We start from the raw sequence: 14,587 nt of genomic DNA on the forward strand, positions 1-14,587 counted from the left end.
CTCTTTGAATTTCTATCGATAATTTACAAATTGAACTTCAACGTTGAGGTCTGCTTCTTTTACGGCTGCAATGATTTTTTGAAGATCATCACGGTTTTTGCCAGTGACACGAATTTGGTCATCTTGTACTTGGCTTTTAACCTTTAAACCGCTGTTTTTAATGAGGGTATTGATTTTTTTTGCATCTTCTTTGTCGATTCCTTGTGCAATTTTAGCTCTTTGGCGAACTGTTCCACCAGAAGCGCCTTCAATTTTACCATAATCCAGATTCTTTATTGGAATGCCCCTTCTAATCATTTTGCTAATTAGGACATCTTTAAGCTGGCCAAGCTTGTACTCATCATCAGAAATAAGTACGAGTTCCTCTTTATCAAGTGAAGCATTGCTTTTACTTCCTTTGAAATCATAGCGAGTTTGAATCTCCTTCATTGCAATGTTAATTGCATTTGTAACCTCAGAAAAATCAACTTTGGATACAATATCAAATGAGCTTTCTTTTGACATGACTGCCTCCTTAAACATCCTCTAATCAAAAAGTTCAAATTGATACGGACTTTTGAAAGAAGTTTTACTTTTACATTAATTATAGTAAAATATAGCAGTCTAAACAACATTAAGGATAATAGTAAAATTTAATATAATTGGATGTATATGAAGGAGGAGCTAATATGGCTTTAAATGAATTAATTGGCCGTTCAGTTCAATTAAAGACTGAAAGACTTGCAGATTTTGGCTATTTTTTGACTGACGGCAATGAGGACGTTTTATTGCACAAAAACGATACAGATATGCAGTTAGAGGAAGGTCAGGAAGTTGAGGTATTTCTTTACACAGATTCGAAGGGGCGAGTAGCCGCCACAACGCAAATTCCCGAAATAACAACGGACTCCTATGGATGGGCAAAGGTTAGTGATATAAAGCCTGGAATAGGTGTATTTTTGAATATTGGTATTAATAAGGACATGCTGTTAGGAGAAGAAGATCTCCCTGTACATAGCTCTGTATGGCCAATTGAAGGGGATATGCTTTACATTACTCTAAGAGTAAATAAAAACAATCGAATATATGTTAAATTAGCTACTGATCCTATTATTGAAGAAATATCTGAAAAAGCAACAAGAAAAGATTTTAATAAAAATATTCATGGTTACATATACCGAACTGCGAAGGTAGGAAGCTGGTTATATACAGCAGAAGGTTATAAGGGATTTATTCATGAATCTCAGAGGAAAACAGAACCACGACTTGGTGAAAAGGTAGAAGGCAGAATCATTGATATTAAAGAAGATGGAACCATTAATGTTTCTTTGTCTCCGAGAAAACATGAGGCACTTGATCAGGATTCGGAAATTATTTTATCCTATTTGGCATCACGCAATGGGGCAATGCCTTATGGAGATAAAAGTACACCCGAAGATATACTGGATCGTTTTCAACTAAGTAAAGCCTCATTCAAACGTGCACTAGGACGATTAATGAAGGAAGGGAGAATTTATCAAGAAGCTGGATGGACTTATATAAAAGACGAAAAATAAACGAGCAAGCGGGTGGTGAACTGCACCTGCTTGCTCGTTTTTCTATTTAAAAACAAGTAAATTTTTCTCGAATTAGAGAAATGTCTAGCTCCACAATGAAGGTTACGGCAGCGTAATCATCGCAGGAACAATTGTCCTTTAATTGTCCTTTAATTGTCCGAAGGCGCTTGCGCTTTTATATATGATCTGTCGTTTTTGAATACTGGTTTTTTCCTGCCTTCCTGTTTTTTTCGCGCATCATGTTCTTTTCATGACGAAAGGCATTATTATCCTTGGCTTTTTTATCATTATCAGTAGTTTGGGACATAATATAAAGACTCCTTTCCATTTCTATAGTCGTTCAATCTCAACTTAATGAGTTTGGCCTATGTTATTGTCTGTCAAAATGAAAAGGAGTATGCGGTCTAGGATCTATTATTTTACTTTATTTAAAAAGAAAATAGCTATCGTTCCAGAGCCTGTGTGTGAACCAATGGTAGCACCAATGGAAGAAATAAAGAAATTTTTGGCGTTTAATTCCTGAATGATTAGTTCTTTCATTTCTAGTGCTGTTTCTTCATCGTCAGCGTGGCTGATTCCAATGATTTGACTTTCAAAGGAATCTCCTCTTTCTTTCATTATTTCAATAATTCGTCGAAGGAGTTTCTTTTTGCCTCGATGTTTTTCAATTGGAACAAGCTTTCCATCCTCAACATTTAATAGAGGCTTAATGTTTAGCAGTCCGCCCAAAAATGCAGACGCCTTGGAAACACGTCCGCCTTTAGCAAGGTAATCAAGATCATGGACAGTGAATAAATGCTCCATGTGCTCACAGCGGAATTTAATTTCAGCTAATATGTCCTCTTTGGAAGCATCTTCTTTTGCTAATTTAGCCGCTTCTTGGACAATTAAACCAAAACCAAGTGAAGCACATTTTGTATCAATAATGGTTAGATTGAAGTTTGGATATTTTTCTTTTACTTGGTCAAGCATCATAACAGCTGTTTGATAGGTTCCTGACAATTCAGAGGAAAACGCAATATAAATTCCATCTTCATTATTTTTTGCCATATTCGTAAAAGCTTCTTCAAAGGCGAGGGGAGAGGCTTGAGAAGTTTTCGGAACTTTTCCCTCTCGAATAGCCTGATACACTTTTTTTGGATCTATCGTTACTAAGTCTTCATATTCTGTATCATCTAAGTGGACCTTTAATGGAAATAATGTGACATCATTTTCTTTAAAAAAATGTAGTGGTAAATCACATGCACTGTCTGCCAATATTTTAACTGACATACATATTCACCTGCTTTCAAAACTATATATTCTTTAAGTTTATAGAAAATAGGTAGAAAAGACAATGAAAATTCCAAATTTGGGTAAATACTATTAAGTTAGATAGGAGATAAAAATGTATTGGTTATGTGCAAAAAAAATAGGGATCGTATTAATTGGTGCACTATTAGGTGCAATTTCAATGAATTATTTCTTAATCCCAGCAAATGTTTATGCAAGTGGATTCACTGGAGTTGCCCAATTGCTTTCAAATATATTTGGGGGGCATGTCTCTACAGGTGTTTTGCTTTTAATATTGAATATACCTGTTACAATTTTAGGCTGGAAAAAAGTCGGAAAATCTTTTACTCTTTATAGCTTTATTAGTGTATTATCAACATCATTCTTTTTGGAAGTAATCCCAATTAGGCAATTCTCACATGATATTTTGCTAAATGCAGTTTTTGGGGGAGTGATTGCTGCAGTTGGTGTTGGGTTAACTTTAAAATGGGGAGCTTCAACCGGTGGAATGGACATAATTGCCATGGTTTTATCTCGAATGACTGATAAGTCCATTGGAACATATTTTTTCACACTCAATTCCATCATTATTATTACTGCTGGAGCACTATATGGATGGGAAAAGGCATTGTATACAATTGTTACGTTATACGCCTCTACAAGGGTCATTGATACGATTCATACAAGGCATGTGAAACTGACAGCTATGATCGTTACGAAAAAAACAGAGGAAATGAAAAAGGCAATTCATGAAAAGCTAATAAGAGGAATTACTATTATGCCTGCAAAAGGCTCTTTTACAAATGAGAATAAGGAGATGATGATGGTAGTTATCACGCGATATGAATTATTTGATCTAGAAAGAATAATTAAAGAAATAGATCCAAATGCTTTTACTAATATTGTGCAAACAGTCGGGGTTTTCGGTTTATTCCGTAAGGATTAATGATCTTGGAGGGATGTCTATGCTTCAAGTTTTAATGGCGTTCATATTAGTAATTAGCGCGTCCCATTATTACACTGGGATCTTGATGAACCCAATTGAATCGAACGAGAGGCTTCAGGACAATGAAGTGTTTCGAATGGTAAAGGTAAGGAAAGAAAATATGAAGTATAAAATAACAGGTGAATTCCGTCTTAAAAAAGGAGAATTTTTTTATGTCGTTGAGGATGGCCATGATGAGTTAATTCCAGCAACTAAGAAAAAGGTTGAGCCGAGTTTCCCTAATTGGTCAAAATTTGAGATGGAAATCCATATCCCTAAAGAAAAACTTCCCAATAATGGTACATTGATCCTATACTTTTTTGAAGAGAATAATGAAAATCAGAGGATACATACCTTACCCATAATATTAGAGAGAAGCTAAACAGCTGAGATATTTATATGTCAGCTGTTTAGTTACATTATTATTGAAGATTTTTGATTGAGATTTGGTCAAGCTCTCGTTGCATTTCAGCCAGCTGTTCCTGTTCAGCTCTAGTTGAATTGGCGTACGCTGAACTTAATGCATTTTTTGCTTGCAGCATCATCGTTTCATGCTGAGTAGCTTCAGCCGTCTTGGTCAGGTCAACAGATCGTCTCGCTTCTTGAAATAGTCTGTTTCCCATTTTAGGCTCCTCCGATAGAAGAATTTTTCACATTAGCCAGCTTTTGTGCTTCGGCATCAGCGTATGTCATATGATAAGGGATACGTTCCGCATGCTTGGTAACAGAATCTACACCTTGTTGCACAAAACGTTTCGATTTATTAGTTTTACCCAATCGAATCCCCTCCAAAGAAGAAAGTTGAAACAGCATTCTTGCTGCCTCATTTGTTAGTATGCTCCAATCAACTTTTTTAAAAAGGGAATTTTCTGGGTATGATATAAACATAAAGCACTTCACACCTTTAAATTTAATAATTCGTTTAAATAAACGGCAACCCCATCTTCTTCATTTGTTAGTGTTATTTCATTAGCAACTGTTTTTACTTGATCAATTCCATTTTCCATAGCTATTCCTAATCCGGCATATTCAAGCATTTCCAGATCATTATCCTCATCACCAAAAGCAATGATTCTTTCAGGTGGAATATTAAAATAATCGGAAGCCTTTTTAAGACCTACAGCTTTATTTAAACCAGCCTTTACAATTTCAATAACATGCCAAGGGGCAGCCCAGCTTCGATGGTCAATTACTTCTGCGTGAATGCTTGAGAGATGATCACGAATGGAATTAATATTCTCTTCATCCGTATGAATTAACATACTTGTTGGAGAGGAATTTAAGAAATTACGTAAATCACCAGTCGTTACATTGGGATCACCAAATTTAAATATTTCTAACAGCTTTTTATCTTGAAAATGGAAGTACACATCATCCATTACTTCCGCAATAATATTATGAAACTGGAATGAGCTGCAAGCTTCCACGATTTCCTTAGCTACATTAACCTCAAGGGGAGTATGATAGACGCCCCAATTTTTATCTTTAGGGTTATGAATGAACGCTCCGTTGAAATTTACAATGGGAGTATCAAGGTTCATTTCCTTATAATACATTTCACTTGAGCGAAAAGGCCTTCCGGTTGCGATCATGACGATATGGCCTTCATCTCTTGCTTTCTGTATGACTTTTTTGGTTTTGATTGATATAGTTTTATCGTCTCTTAATAATGTTCCGTCAAGGTCTAGCGCAATTAAATGTTTTTCTGCCATAATGCCAACACCTACTTTATGCATATTTTTCTATATTGGAGTGTAAAGTTTTAGGAAAATAAATGTTCACATGATACACTAAAAATGAATTAGTCATGATTTCATATCAAAAGGAAATTGGTGAAACAAGAGATTGTATCATTACCACTATGTTAACAAATATACATATGTTTTGTAAAAAAAACTTACTATGTTAATCAATCTTAACATAATTTATAGATTTGCTTAATATTAGGAGGCTTTAAAGTGATTACTGTTGAACATGCAAAAATAAAAGAAATACCTGTTTTGCAAATAGCGGATAATAATAAATGGGAAGAAAAGCTGCCATTCATTATTTTTATACATGGCTATACAAGCAGAAAGGAATTTAATCTACACTATGCTTATTTACTAGCAGAAAAAGGATTCAGGGTGATACTTCCAGAAGCCATTTATCATGGGGAAAGAAGCTCTGGCCTTTCTGGTAACGAATTGAATTTTTATTTTTGGGATATTGTGCTTCGAACCATTGATGAACTTGAAATTTTAAAGCAAACATTTGAAGAGCAAAAATTAATAGATCCTTCTAGGATAGGGATTGTAGGAACTTCAATGGGAGGAATTATTACTTTAGGTGCTTTGACAAAATACCCTTGGATAAAAGCAGCTACAAGCTTAATGGGGATGCCCTACTATGAAAAATTTGCTAACCTGCAAATAAATGAAATGAAAAAGAAAGGGATTAAAATTCCAGTCTCGGAAGAGGAAATGTCACAATTAATGAGTAAGCTTCGGGAGCTGGATTTAAGCTTGCAGCCTCAAAAGCTTGGAAATAGACCTTTGCTTTTTTGGCATGGTAAGCAGGATTCAGTCGTACCTTATTCGCCTACTTATCATTTTTATGAATCCATTAGACCTTTATATCAAGATAAGCCTGAACGTCTAAAATTTATTTCTGAAGAAAACGCTGGTCATAAAGTCAGTACAGCGGGGGTAATGAGGACAATTGAATGGTTTGAAACATACGTATAAGCTTTATGATATTGTCATATGTTTATCGCAGATTAACGGGTAGTAAGACCCCCACTGATGGAAGTTTCACTTTATTCGGTTTCTATCATTCATAATTCGATACAAATTTGATATGATAACAATATGTAGACAAACATAGGGAGTGTTGAAGCGTGGATCAAGAAGTAAAAGATAATATAATGGGTGCTCTTGAGCTTGTTGTTGACCCTGAATTAGGTATAGATATTGTGAATCTTGGTTTAGTATACGATGTTAAAATGGATGATGATGGAAAGACAACAATTGATATGACCTTAACTTCAATGGGCTGCCCGTTAGCAGGGACGATTGTGGATAATGTAAAAACCGCTCTTGCAGATATACCGGAAGTAAAGCAAACAGAAGTAAATATTGTATGGAATCCGCCATGGTCGAAAGAAAGAATGTCTCGTTATGCAAAAATTGCTTTAGGAATTCGTTAAGAGGTGAAAATTAATGAAAAATAAAGTGATTTTAGTCAGCTCTGATCAACTCGGCAAAGGAGAAAAGGAGCTTGGAGAAGGAGTCCTTGAAACCTTTTTTACATTGCTAAAACAAAGGGAAGAGCTTCCTGTCGCTATTTTTTGCATGAATAGAGGAGTAATTACCTTAACTGAGGATTCTTTTGTTTCGGTTCACCTTAAAGAGCTTGAAGAAAAAGGTGTCGAAGTGTTTGCCTGCAAAACTTGTGTTGATTATTATGAGATTGAGAACAAATTAGTCGCAGGAAAAATTAGTGGAATGCCGCATTTTATTGATTTAGCATCTAAATATGAGGTAATAACGATATCATAAATAGCAGGAGCAATATGCTCCTGTTATTTTTTTAGCTAATAGGAAAGTTTAAGTTTATTAACGTACTAAAGTAAAGTGTGTGTTCAATTAAATATCTGCTAATAAGATCGCATAAGTAAAACTAAGGCATTCGCCAAAAAAGACTTGGCGAACGCCAAGTTTTTCTAATAATCCCCCTAGCATTATCATCTGTCATATATGTGAGATTCTTCACTTTTTTTATTTGTAATTTCCCATATAATACAATAGCAGCCAAGATGATTAATATATTAGTTTTGGGTTTTTGAATGGTAACTGAGGAACTAAAAGGAGGATATATTATGCCCTTTAATGCGTGAGGATGTTTTCGATATCGCAAAATATGCGGTTGAAAAGGGCGTTCGCGTGTCAATGACCCCTAGTGCAACACCTAATGTAACGAAAGAAGCAATTGAAAAAGCGAAGGAAGTGGGGCTTTCCCGCTGGGCTTTTAGTCTTGATGGACCCACTGCTGAAATTCACGACCATTTTCGAGGCAGAGGACAAGAAAGTGATATGGTTTCACCAGTTGAACATGAAAGAGTTTTCACATGGCTGTATGATTTAAGCAAAAGAGTTTCCTTTGATATTAAAACCACAGCTGCACAGCATTATCGCCGTGTTGTTATTCAGCAAAAAATAAGAGAAGCAAAGGGCAATAATGAGGATATTCAATATTTGGATGCATTAACAGAACAAGGCTTGACAGGATCGATTGATGGGCTTGGAAGAGCACCAAAAGGGGTTAATGAAGGCAATGGCTTTGTCTTTATCTTTATCTTTATCTTTATCTCTCATATTGGTGACGTGTATCCGAGCGGCTTGCTTCCGGTAAAAGCAGGCAATATAAGAGAACAATCATTAGCTGAAATCTATCGAGATTCCTCGATCTTTAGAGATTTAAGAAATCCGGATAAATATAAAGGAAAATGTGGAGTTTGTGAATTTAGGCATGTTTGTGGAGGTTCACGCTCTCGTGCCAATGCTATGACGGGGGATTACATGGAAGGCGAGCCATTCTGTGTCTATATTCCTAAAGCTTTAAGAAAGAAAGCAACATCGTAAACATAACAACAAAATCTATAGATTAACTTTATTGGGATAGGACATTATCACGGCAAATAGAATAAGAATAATATGTGAATAATACCATTTTTAATAACAACATATGCTACAATATTGAAAAAGAGATCACTCTTTATTGGAGTTGATATAATGAAAAAATTAATCATAAAAGATCAATTAAATAGACCTCTAAGAGATTTACGAATTTCTGTTATTGATCGCTGTAATTTTCGCTGTACTTATTGCATGCCTGCAGACAAATTTGGACCAGATTTTGCTTTCCTACCGAAAAGTGAATTATTAACTTATGAGGAAATTGAACGGCTTGCCAAAATATTTGTAGATCTTGGTGTAGAAAAGATAAGGCTTACAGGCGGAGAACCCTTGCTCAGAAAAGATTTGCCAATTTTAGTAAAAAAACTTTCTAACATTCAAGGTTTAAAAGATATCGGCTTAACAACCAATGGAGTATTACTGCCAAGGCATGCTAAGGAATTGAAGGAAGCTGGTTTATTACGAGTAAATGTCAGTTTGGATTCCTTAAATAGTGAATTGTTTGGTAAAATTAACGGTAGAAATGTTGGAGTTCAAGCTGTTCTAGATGGCATCAAAGCGGCTCAAGAAGCAGGCCTTGGTGTAAAGATCAATATGGTTGTGAAAAAAGGCTTAAACGATTCTGAAATTGTTCCTATGGCTAATTTTTGTAAGGAAAATGGAATTCAGCTTCGATTTATAGAGTTCATGGATGTCGGCAGCACTAATGGCTGGAAGATGGATGATGTTATTACAAAAAAAGAAATATTTGAGCTACTTAAAGAACATTATTTATTGGATCCAGTTGAACCAGACTATTTTGGGGAGGTTGCCAAGCGTTATCGATATGAAGGAACGAATATTGATGTTGGATTTATCCCTTCTGTATCGGAATCATTCTGCTCAAGCTGCACCCGCTCCAGATTATCTGCAAATGGACAAATTTTTACATGTCTCTTTAATGGAGAAGGACATGATATGAAAGAATTGATGAGACAAGGTGCAACAGACGAAGAAATAAGTAAGCGCATAAAAGACATATGGAGTGGCAGGAGAGACCGCTACTCTGATGAAAGAACAAAAGAAACAGCAAGAAATCGGAAAAAGATAGAAATGTCATATATAGGTGGTTAGTTTAACCCTGTCTAGCGGAATGACTAGGCAGGGGATTTTTTTAATACAATAAGAAAATATAATTGTCAGCGTAGAAGATGTTTCGATGCGGTTGCCAATTTTAGGAATTAAGTACGACGGACAGGACATGGAAGGCTTCGATAGCGATTAACATCGCACGACCAAAAAGAGAAGCTATTGGGAGGACGTGGCATGTATGAGCGCGATAAGTACAAATACGCCTCTGTCATCGCCTTTCCAAGTCTCGCCAATTGGCGAGTTTTCTTTAGCTAATAGGAAAGTTTAAGTTTATTAACGTACTAAAGTAAAGTGTGTTTTCAATTAAATATCTGCTAATAAGATCGCATAAGAAAAACTAAGGCATTCGCCAAAAAAAGACTTGGCGAACGCCAAGTTTTTCTAAAAATGAAATGAACAGAAATCTTTTTTTATAAACATTTCGCAAAAAAGAAATCGGCAAACTCGCCGATTTCTCCCATTCTGTTTTTATAAGTTAATTCGCTGATTTTGGAAATGAAAAAATTTTAGTATTTACATATATCTCGGAAATAAAATATTGTTCTCCAAATGTACATGCATAAATGTTTGTTCTTCTAGCATTTCAAGGCGCTTATATACAAGTGTATATGTGCCATAAGCAGCTTATAATCAGATGTTGCCTCTCTAAGCTCTCTTAAAATTTCGCCAACTTGGTCATGCTCTTTTTCGAGTTCTCTTATATAATTTACTATTTCTTCGCGATTTTCTAATTCTGGATTGTCTAATTTCTTCAACAAAGGGAAAACAGTTTCCTCTTCTTTAGATGTATGCTCAATCATTTCTTTTTTAAACACACTAAATAATTCATAGACTTTTATTAACTCTGGATGATTAGCACCGTGAACTTTAGATACCTTTGTCACATAAGGGCTTAATTGGGCAAGCTCATCTAGAAGAAGTGTATGATAATGGACACTGATATGATTGATAATGTCTTCGGAACTGCTGTCTATCCATACTTCCATATCATCGCTATTATTTTTTTCCTTTGTGTAAATATCATTTAAATCGTTCATTAATTGCTTCATATTTATGGATAGCTTAGTTGCTGCTGAAATTAATGGAGTATTTCCGCCGCAGCAAAAATCTATTCGATAGCGTTTAAACACATCACTTGTTTTCGGTAGTTCATTGATAATATCTTTAACTAAAGATGTTTCTGTAAATGGCATGTTCATTTTTTGAATATCCTCCTTATAAAAATTCTATTGTATTCATGCTTAGCATAAAGAATTAATAATATGAAGCTGGTGACCCCCATCACACTTTCTTATTTTTTTTAAAAAAACTTTGAAGAGAGAAAGGATGTGAGGTTTGTCATGTTGAATCAAATGTATTACAGATATAATAAAGTAGAAGATAAAGGCTTAGGAGCTGATACTATTGGTTGAAAGAAGAACACCAATACCTGTAGGAGAAGCAGTCAAACGAGTGATGGACTTTTCAATACAGGGACAAACAGAATTTATTTCAATAACTAAGAGTTTTGGTAGATATTTGTCTGAAGATATTACTGCGACAAATGACGTTCCACACTTTGATCGTGCCCCCTATGATGGTTTTGCTGTTAGAGCGATAGATACTAAAGCAGCGTCACAAACAAATCCAGTGGAATTCGAGGTTGTCGACCATATTGGAGCAGGATTGATCACAACAAAGAGTGTAGAAGCTTTTCAAGCTGTTCGTATTATGACTGGCGCTCAAATGCCTTCTGAATGTGATGCAGTTGTCATGCTTGAGTTAGCAAAGGTATATGAAAAGGACGGAAAAAGCTTTATGTCAATTAAACGTCCATTTAATCCAGGTGATAATGTTTCATTTCGAGGGGAAGATGCTAAGGACGGCGATGTTCTCATTAGAAAAGGGACAAAAATTAATCCTGGAATACAAGCGATTCTTGCTACATTCGGCTATGCAAAAGTTCCAGTGGCAAGGAAACCAATAGTAGGTTTTTTTGCTACGGGTACAGAGCTATTGGATGTTGAAGATCCACTAGAGCCAGGAAAAATCAGGAATAGCAATTCACATATGATTGCTGCTCAAATTGAAAGAGCAGGTGCAGAAGTCCATTATTTCGGCAAGCTTCCTGATGAATTTGAAACCTGCTATGAAGCAGTTAAACAAGCACTTGATAAAGTAGACATGTTAATTACAACAGGTGGAGTTTCTGTAGGCGACTTTGATTACTTACCTGCCATTTATGAAAAAATAAAGGCAGAAGTTTTGTTCAATAAGGTGGCTATGCGACCGGGCAGTGTAACGACTGTAGCTCAATTTAATGGAAAGCTTTTATTTGGATTATCTGGAAACCCATCCGCATGTTATGTTGGATTTGAACTTTATACCAGGCCAATTATAAGGAAAATGCTATTTACAGAGAAGCCTCATCTTCGTAAAGAAAAAGCAATTCTTGAAGAAGACTTTTTAAAGGCAAATCCTTTTACTCGCTTTGTAAGGAGTGACTTAACCTATAAAGAAGGTAAATTGGCAGTTTCTCCAAGCGGATTAGATAAATCTAATATTGTGATGAGTCTTGCTGGGGCTAACTCCTTTATTATTTTACCTGGAGGTACAAGAGGCTTCGAGGCAGGAACAGAAGTTGATGTTTTATTGCTGGAAGACTTTACTGGAAATGAGTGGCCATGGTAAAGGTACCAATAATTCTTCAAATAGTTGGATACCAGAACAGCGGAAAAACCACGCTAGTGAAAAAAGTGATTGAATGTTTATCTAGAAATGGATTTGCAGTTGCCACTATCAAGCATCATGGGCATGGAGGCAAACCGGACATTATTGATAGTAAAGACTCAGGGCAGCATATAGCTTCAGGTGCACAATATTCTATCGTTGAAGGAAATGGCAGGCTTCTGTTGCAAGCCGAAAAATTGGCCTGGACTTTACAAGAACAAATTAGAATTCTGGAGTCTATTAAGCCTGATTTTATCATCATTGAAGGACATAAATTTGAAGAGTATCCTAAAGTTGTGATCATAAAGGAAAAAGAAGATCGTGCTCTTTTATCAAGTTTGGAAAATATTAAAGCTGTTATTTCTTGGAACAATATAGCTGAAGAAATCCAAAATACATATTCTCCAATCTCCTTTTTCAATTTTCATGACAATAAAGGGTTAGAATGGATTTGCCAATACTTGATGAAACAATTAAATAAATAGAGCTTCTTCAAAGAACCGTCAAATTTTGACGGTTTTTTCAATATCTGTGATGCTTTTCACTTTAAAAATATGAATTTATGTTTATAGTAAAGACAGCTTCAGTAAGGAGGTAATGAAAATGAAGCTTTTTTTACCAAAACAGCATGGTGCATGGGCAATGTTAATTATCCCTTTTTGGCTTGGGGTTGCAGCATCTGAATTTAACTGGGCTCATATTCCTTTTTTCATTGGATGGCTATTATTATATTTAGCTACTTATCCTATGCTTTTATTATTTAAAAAGAAAAAAACATCCTTTTATGTAAAATGGACGCTAATTTATTTTATTCCTGCATTAGCCGTGCTACTTATTCCATTATTGGTAAGGCCCTCCATTATAATATTTGGCCTGTTGATGACACCTTTTTTCATTCTTAATGCTTATTATTCATCGAAAAATAGAGATCGGGCACTTGGTAATGATTTAAGTGCTATTTTTGCTTTCTCACTTCCTGGACTAGCAAGCAGTTTTCTGCCAAGCGGTGAAATCAACTCATCGGCAATTATCGTCTTTTTTAGTTCAATCTTATTTTTTACTGGCTGTACATTTTATGTAAAAACAATGATTAGAGAAAAAAAGAATCAAACATATAAATGGCTATCATGGGTTTACCATATTGGTTTGATTATTGCATGGCTCATACTCGGTGAGTGGCAAATTGCTATTGCATTCCTTCCGAGCATGATAAGGGCATTTGTATTCTATGGGAAGCCAATGACAATGAACAAACTGGGAGTACTCGAAATTGTTAATACAGCTTTCTTCTTTATCGTTATTCTTATCGTTATTATCTAGAAAAACCGCTTAGAAGTTTCTAAGCGGTCTTTAAAATAAGTTATGCAGTTTATGAGTTCGAGAAATGGCCAGCTCCATAAGGAAAGCTTCTAAGAATAATCATCTCAGGAACAATCGGAACTATGATTTTTCTGAAGGCGCTTAAGTCTTTCTATTCAATATTACAAATATCAAGAGGACAGTTCTCACAATCAATTTCAGTTTTTAAGTAGGAAAGCTTATGGATGGTAATAATTCCTTTATCAATAGAAAGGACCCCAATTTTCCTCAATTCACCTAGCATTCGATTTACTACTTCTCTTGATGTTCCGCAAAAATTGGCTAGTTCTTGATTGGTTAAAGGTACTTTAATTATTATTCCTTCCTTTGATAATTCTCCATAGCTATTAGCAAGACGTATTAAGGTTGAGTATAGCGCCCCTTTTTTTCCATGAAGAACAAGATCTCTAAATTTTGTTTGTGTTTTACGGTATTGAAGACTGATCCATTTCATTAATTCAAGTGCAAGTTGATGATTTTGCTCAAGCTTTTCCTCAAGTTCGTCTTGAAAAATAACCGAAACTTCTCCACTTTCCATTACTTTAGCATTCATCATATACTTAGGTGAAAGACAAAAAAGCGATAATTCCCCAATTAAATCACCTTTTGAGCACATTCTTAACGTGAGCTCGCGGCCATCAGGGACAATTTTACTAACTTGGATTAATCCACTTTCCACAATGAAAAGCTCATTTGCATTCATACCCTCTTGAAAGAGAAATGTTCCTTTTATTATTTTTCTTTTATGATGAGCCATCATTAATATTTCTTTCAGTTCTTCTGAAAGCTCAGCAAAAGACTGCATAGAAAATAACCACCTTTTCCCGTAGTTTCTGTCCGTGGGAAAACGAACTTCTATAATTCAATTATATAAGTGTAAATAAATAAATACTAAGATAATACTACTATTATATTGTAAA

At 35.3% G+C, this 14,587-nt stretch carries 18 protein-coding genes and 1 pseudogene; 11 read left to right on the forward strand and 8 right to left on the reverse strand.

The annotated features are described in order from the left end of the window. Positions 1-12 precede the first annotated feature (12 nt). Positions 13-504 (reverse strand): YajQ family cyclic di-GMP-binding protein, encoded by a 492-nt coding sequence (locus tag KHA94_RS01210; protein WP_057774318.1) that lies wholly within the window; start codon positions 502-504, stop codon positions 13-15. Positions 505-668: 164 nt separating this feature from the next. Here KHA94_RS01210 and KHA94_RS01215 point away from each other — a divergent pair, with 164 nt between their 5' ends. Next, the gene (locus KHA94_RS01215; protein ID WP_213100347.1) at positions 669-1,535 is read left to right on the forward strand and encodes a CvfB family protein; all 867 of its coding nucleotides are present in this window, start codon (positions 669-671) and stop codon (positions 1,533-1,535) included. A 175-nt stretch (positions 1,536-1,710) separates the two neighbouring features. Here the strand turns inward: KHA94_RS01215 and KHA94_RS01220 are convergent, their stop codons facing one another. Further along, positions 1,711-1,842: a DUF3941 domain-containing protein gene (locus tag KHA94_RS01220; RefSeq protein ID WP_213100348.1), complete on the reverse strand. Its 132-nt coding sequence runs from the start codon at positions 1,840-1,842 to the stop codon at positions 1,711-1,713. Between the two features lie 107 nt (positions 1,843-1,949). Beyond that, positions 1,950-2,807 (reverse strand): DegV family protein, encoded by an 858-nt coding sequence (locus KHA94_RS01225; protein WP_213100349.1) that lies wholly within the window; start codon positions 2,805-2,807, stop codon positions 1,950-1,952. A 115-nt stretch (positions 2,808-2,922) separates the two neighbouring features. Between KHA94_RS01225 and KHA94_RS01230 the strand changes: the two genes are divergently transcribed. Together KHA94_RS01230 and KHA94_RS01235 are read left to right on the forward strand one after the other, a co-directional pair. Beyond that, complete coding sequence (locus tag KHA94_RS01230) at positions 2,923-3,753, forward strand: YitT family protein (protein WP_213100350.1); 831 nt, start codon at positions 2,923-2,925, stop codon at positions 3,751-3,753. Positions 3,754-3,772: 19 nt separating this feature from the next. Further along, positions 3,773-4,174, forward strand: coding sequence for an intracellular proteinase inhibitor (locus tag KHA94_RS01235; RefSeq protein WP_213100351.1), 402 nt, complete (start codon positions 3,773-3,775; stop codon positions 4,172-4,174). A 40-nt stretch (positions 4,175-4,214) separates the two neighbouring features. Here the strand turns inward: KHA94_RS01235 and KHA94_RS01240 are convergent, their stop codons facing one another. The 3 genes from KHA94_RS01240 to KHA94_RS01250 are packed head-to-tail and all read right to left on the reverse strand — an operon-like array spanning position 4,215 to position 5,504. Next, positions 4,215-4,415, reverse strand: a complete 201-nt coding sequence (locus KHA94_RS01240; RefSeq protein ID WP_213100352.1) for a DUF3813 domain-containing protein — start codon at positions 4,413-4,415, stop codon at positions 4,215-4,217. Between the two features lies 1 nt (position 4,416). After that, positions 4,417-4,680 (reverse strand): hypothetical protein, encoded by a 264-nt coding sequence (locus KHA94_RS01245; protein WP_213101329.1) that lies wholly within the window; start codon positions 4,678-4,680, stop codon positions 4,417-4,419. A gap of 8 nt (positions 4,681-4,688) precedes the next feature. After that, positions 4,689-5,504, reverse strand: coding sequence for a Cof-type HAD-IIB family hydrolase (locus tag KHA94_RS01250; RefSeq protein ID WP_249365261.1), 816 nt, complete (start codon positions 5,502-5,504; stop codon positions 4,689-4,691). 246 nt (positions 5,505-5,750) lie between these two features. Here KHA94_RS01250 and KHA94_RS01255 point away from each other — a divergent pair, with 246 nt between their 5' ends. From KHA94_RS01255 to moaA, 5 genes and pseudogenes are all read left to right on the forward strand, one after another. Next, complete coding sequence (locus tag KHA94_RS01255; protein ID WP_213100353.1) at positions 5,751-6,518, forward strand: alpha/beta fold hydrolase; 768 nt, start codon at positions 5,751-5,753, stop codon at positions 6,516-6,518. Between the two features lie 179 nt (positions 6,519-6,697). After that, positions 6,698-6,979: a metal-sulfur cluster assembly factor gene (locus KHA94_RS01260; RefSeq protein WP_249365340.1), complete on the forward strand. Its 282-nt coding sequence runs from the start codon at positions 6,698-6,700 to the stop codon at positions 6,977-6,979. Positions 6,980-6,992: 13 nt separating this feature from the next. Next, the gene (locus tag KHA94_RS01265) at positions 6,993-7,331 is read left to right on the forward strand and encodes a DsrE family protein (protein WP_213100355.1); all 339 of its coding nucleotides are present in this window, start codon (positions 6,993-6,995) and stop codon (positions 7,329-7,331) included. A gap of 324 nt (positions 7,332-7,655) precedes the next feature. Then, positions 7,656-8,414, forward strand: a pseudogene (locus KHA94_RS01270) (SPASM domain-containing protein); the annotation flags it as partial. 150 nt (positions 8,415-8,564) lie between these two features. Beyond that, positions 8,565-9,581: a GTP 3',8-cyclase MoaA gene (moaA, locus tag KHA94_RS01275; RefSeq protein ID WP_213100356.1), complete on the forward strand. Its 1,017-nt coding sequence runs from the start codon at positions 8,565-8,567 to the stop codon at positions 9,579-9,581. A 593-nt stretch (positions 9,582-10,174) separates the two neighbouring features. On the opposite strand, the gene KHA94_RS01280 is transcribed toward moaA, so the two are convergent. Continuing rightward, the gene (locus tag KHA94_RS01280; protein ID WP_249365262.1) at positions 10,175-10,798 is read right to left on the reverse strand and encodes a DUF542 domain-containing protein; all 624 of its coding nucleotides are present in this window, start codon (positions 10,796-10,798) and stop codon (positions 10,175-10,177) included. A gap of 205 nt (positions 10,799-11,003) precedes the next feature. On the opposite strand from KHA94_RS01280, the gene KHA94_RS01285 reads away from it, so the two are divergent. The 3 genes from KHA94_RS01285 (at position 11,004) to KHA94_RS01295 (ending at position 13,628) form a co-directional block, all read left to right on the forward strand. Then, entirely contained in the window at positions 11,004-12,269 is a 1,266-nt protein-coding gene (locus KHA94_RS01285) for a molybdopterin molybdotransferase MoeA (protein WP_213100357.1), read from the forward strand. Then, positions 12,263-12,793, forward strand: coding sequence for a molybdopterin-guanine dinucleotide biosynthesis protein B (gene mobB, locus KHA94_RS01290; RefSeq protein ID WP_213100358.1), 531 nt, complete (start codon positions 12,263-12,265; stop codon positions 12,791-12,793). The genes KHA94_RS01285 and mobB overlap by 7 nt, the downstream gene beginning before the upstream one ends. A 118-nt stretch (positions 12,794-12,911) precedes the next feature. Beyond that, the gene (locus KHA94_RS01295; protein WP_213100359.1) at positions 12,912-13,628 is read left to right on the forward strand and encodes a YwiC-like family protein; all 717 of its coding nucleotides are present in this window, start codon (positions 12,912-12,914) and stop codon (positions 13,626-13,628) included. A 151-nt stretch (positions 13,629-13,779) separates the two neighbouring features. On the opposite strand, the gene KHA94_RS01300 is transcribed toward KHA94_RS01295, so the two are convergent. Then, a complete protein-coding gene (locus tag KHA94_RS01300) occupies positions 13,780-14,472 on the reverse strand; it encodes a Crp/Fnr family transcriptional regulator (RefSeq protein WP_213100360.1) in 693 nt (230 codons plus the stop codon). Between the last annotated feature and the right edge of the window lie 115 nt (positions 14,473-14,587).

This window comes from Cytobacillus citreus (assembly GCF_018343665.1).
GTDB lineage: Bacteria > Bacillota > Bacilli > Bacillales > Cytobacillaceae > Cytobacillus > Cytobacillus citreus.

Bases quoted from the DNA above. Each gene is read 5' to 3' on its own strand.
- KHA94_RS01260 (WP_249365340.1), top strand. From the start codon at position 6,698: ATGGGTGCTCTTGAGCTTGTTGTTGACCCTGAATTAGGTATAGATATT.
- KHA94_RS01230 (WP_213100350.1), top strand. From the start codon at position 2,923: ATGTATTGGTTATGTGCAAAAAAAATAGGGATCGTATTAATTGGTGCA.
- KHA94_RS01265 (WP_213100355.1), top strand. From the start codon at position 6,993: ATGAAAAATAAAGTGATTTTAGTCAGCTCTGATCAACTCGGCAAAGGA.
- KHA94_RS01225 (WP_213100349.1), bottom strand. From the start codon at position 2,807: ATGTCAGTTAAAATATTGGCAGACAGTGCATGTGATTTACCACTACAT.
- KHA94_RS01220 (WP_213100348.1), bottom strand. From the start codon at position 1,842: ATGTCCCAAACTACTGATAATGATAAAAAAGCCAAGGATAATAATGCC.
- KHA94_RS01245 (WP_213101329.1), bottom strand. From the start codon at position 4,680: ATGTTTATATCATACCCAGAAAATTCCCTTTTTAAAAAAGTTGATTGG.
- KHA94_RS01215 (WP_213100347.1), top strand. From the start codon at position 669: ATGGCTTTAAATGAATTAATTGGCCGTTCAGTTCAATTAAAGACTGAA.
- KHA94_RS01235 (WP_213100351.1), top strand. From the start codon at position 3,773: ATGCTTCAAGTTTTAATGGCGTTCATATTAGTAATTAGCGCGTCCCAT.
- KHA94_RS01300 (WP_213100360.1), bottom strand. From the start codon at position 14,472: ATGCAGTCTTTTGCTGAGCTTTCAGAAGAACTGAAAGAAATATTAATG.
- mobB (WP_213100358.1), top strand. From the start codon at position 12,263: ATGGTAAAGGTACCAATAATTCTTCAAATAGTTGGATACCAGAACAGC.
- KHA94_RS01250 (WP_249365261.1), bottom strand. From the start codon at position 5,504: ATGGCAGAAAAACATTTAATTGCGCTAGACCTTGACGGAACATTATTA.
- KHA94_RS01280 (WP_249365262.1), bottom strand. From the start codon at position 10,798: ATGAACATGCCATTTACAGAAACATCTTTAGTTAAAGATATTATCAAT.
- moaA (WP_213100356.1), top strand. From the start codon at position 8,565: ATGAAAAAATTAATCATAAAAGATCAATTAAATAGACCTCTAAGAGAT.
- KHA94_RS01240 (WP_213100352.1), bottom strand. From the start codon at position 4,415: ATGGGAAACAGACTATTTCAAGAAGCGAGACGATCTGTTGACCTGACC.
- KHA94_RS01210 (WP_057774318.1), bottom strand. From the start codon at position 504: ATGTCAAAAGAAAGCTCATTTGATATTGTATCCAAAGTTGATTTTTCT.
- KHA94_RS01295 (WP_213100359.1), top strand. From the start codon at position 12,912: ATGAAGCTTTTTTTACCAAAACAGCATGGTGCATGGGCAATGTTAATT.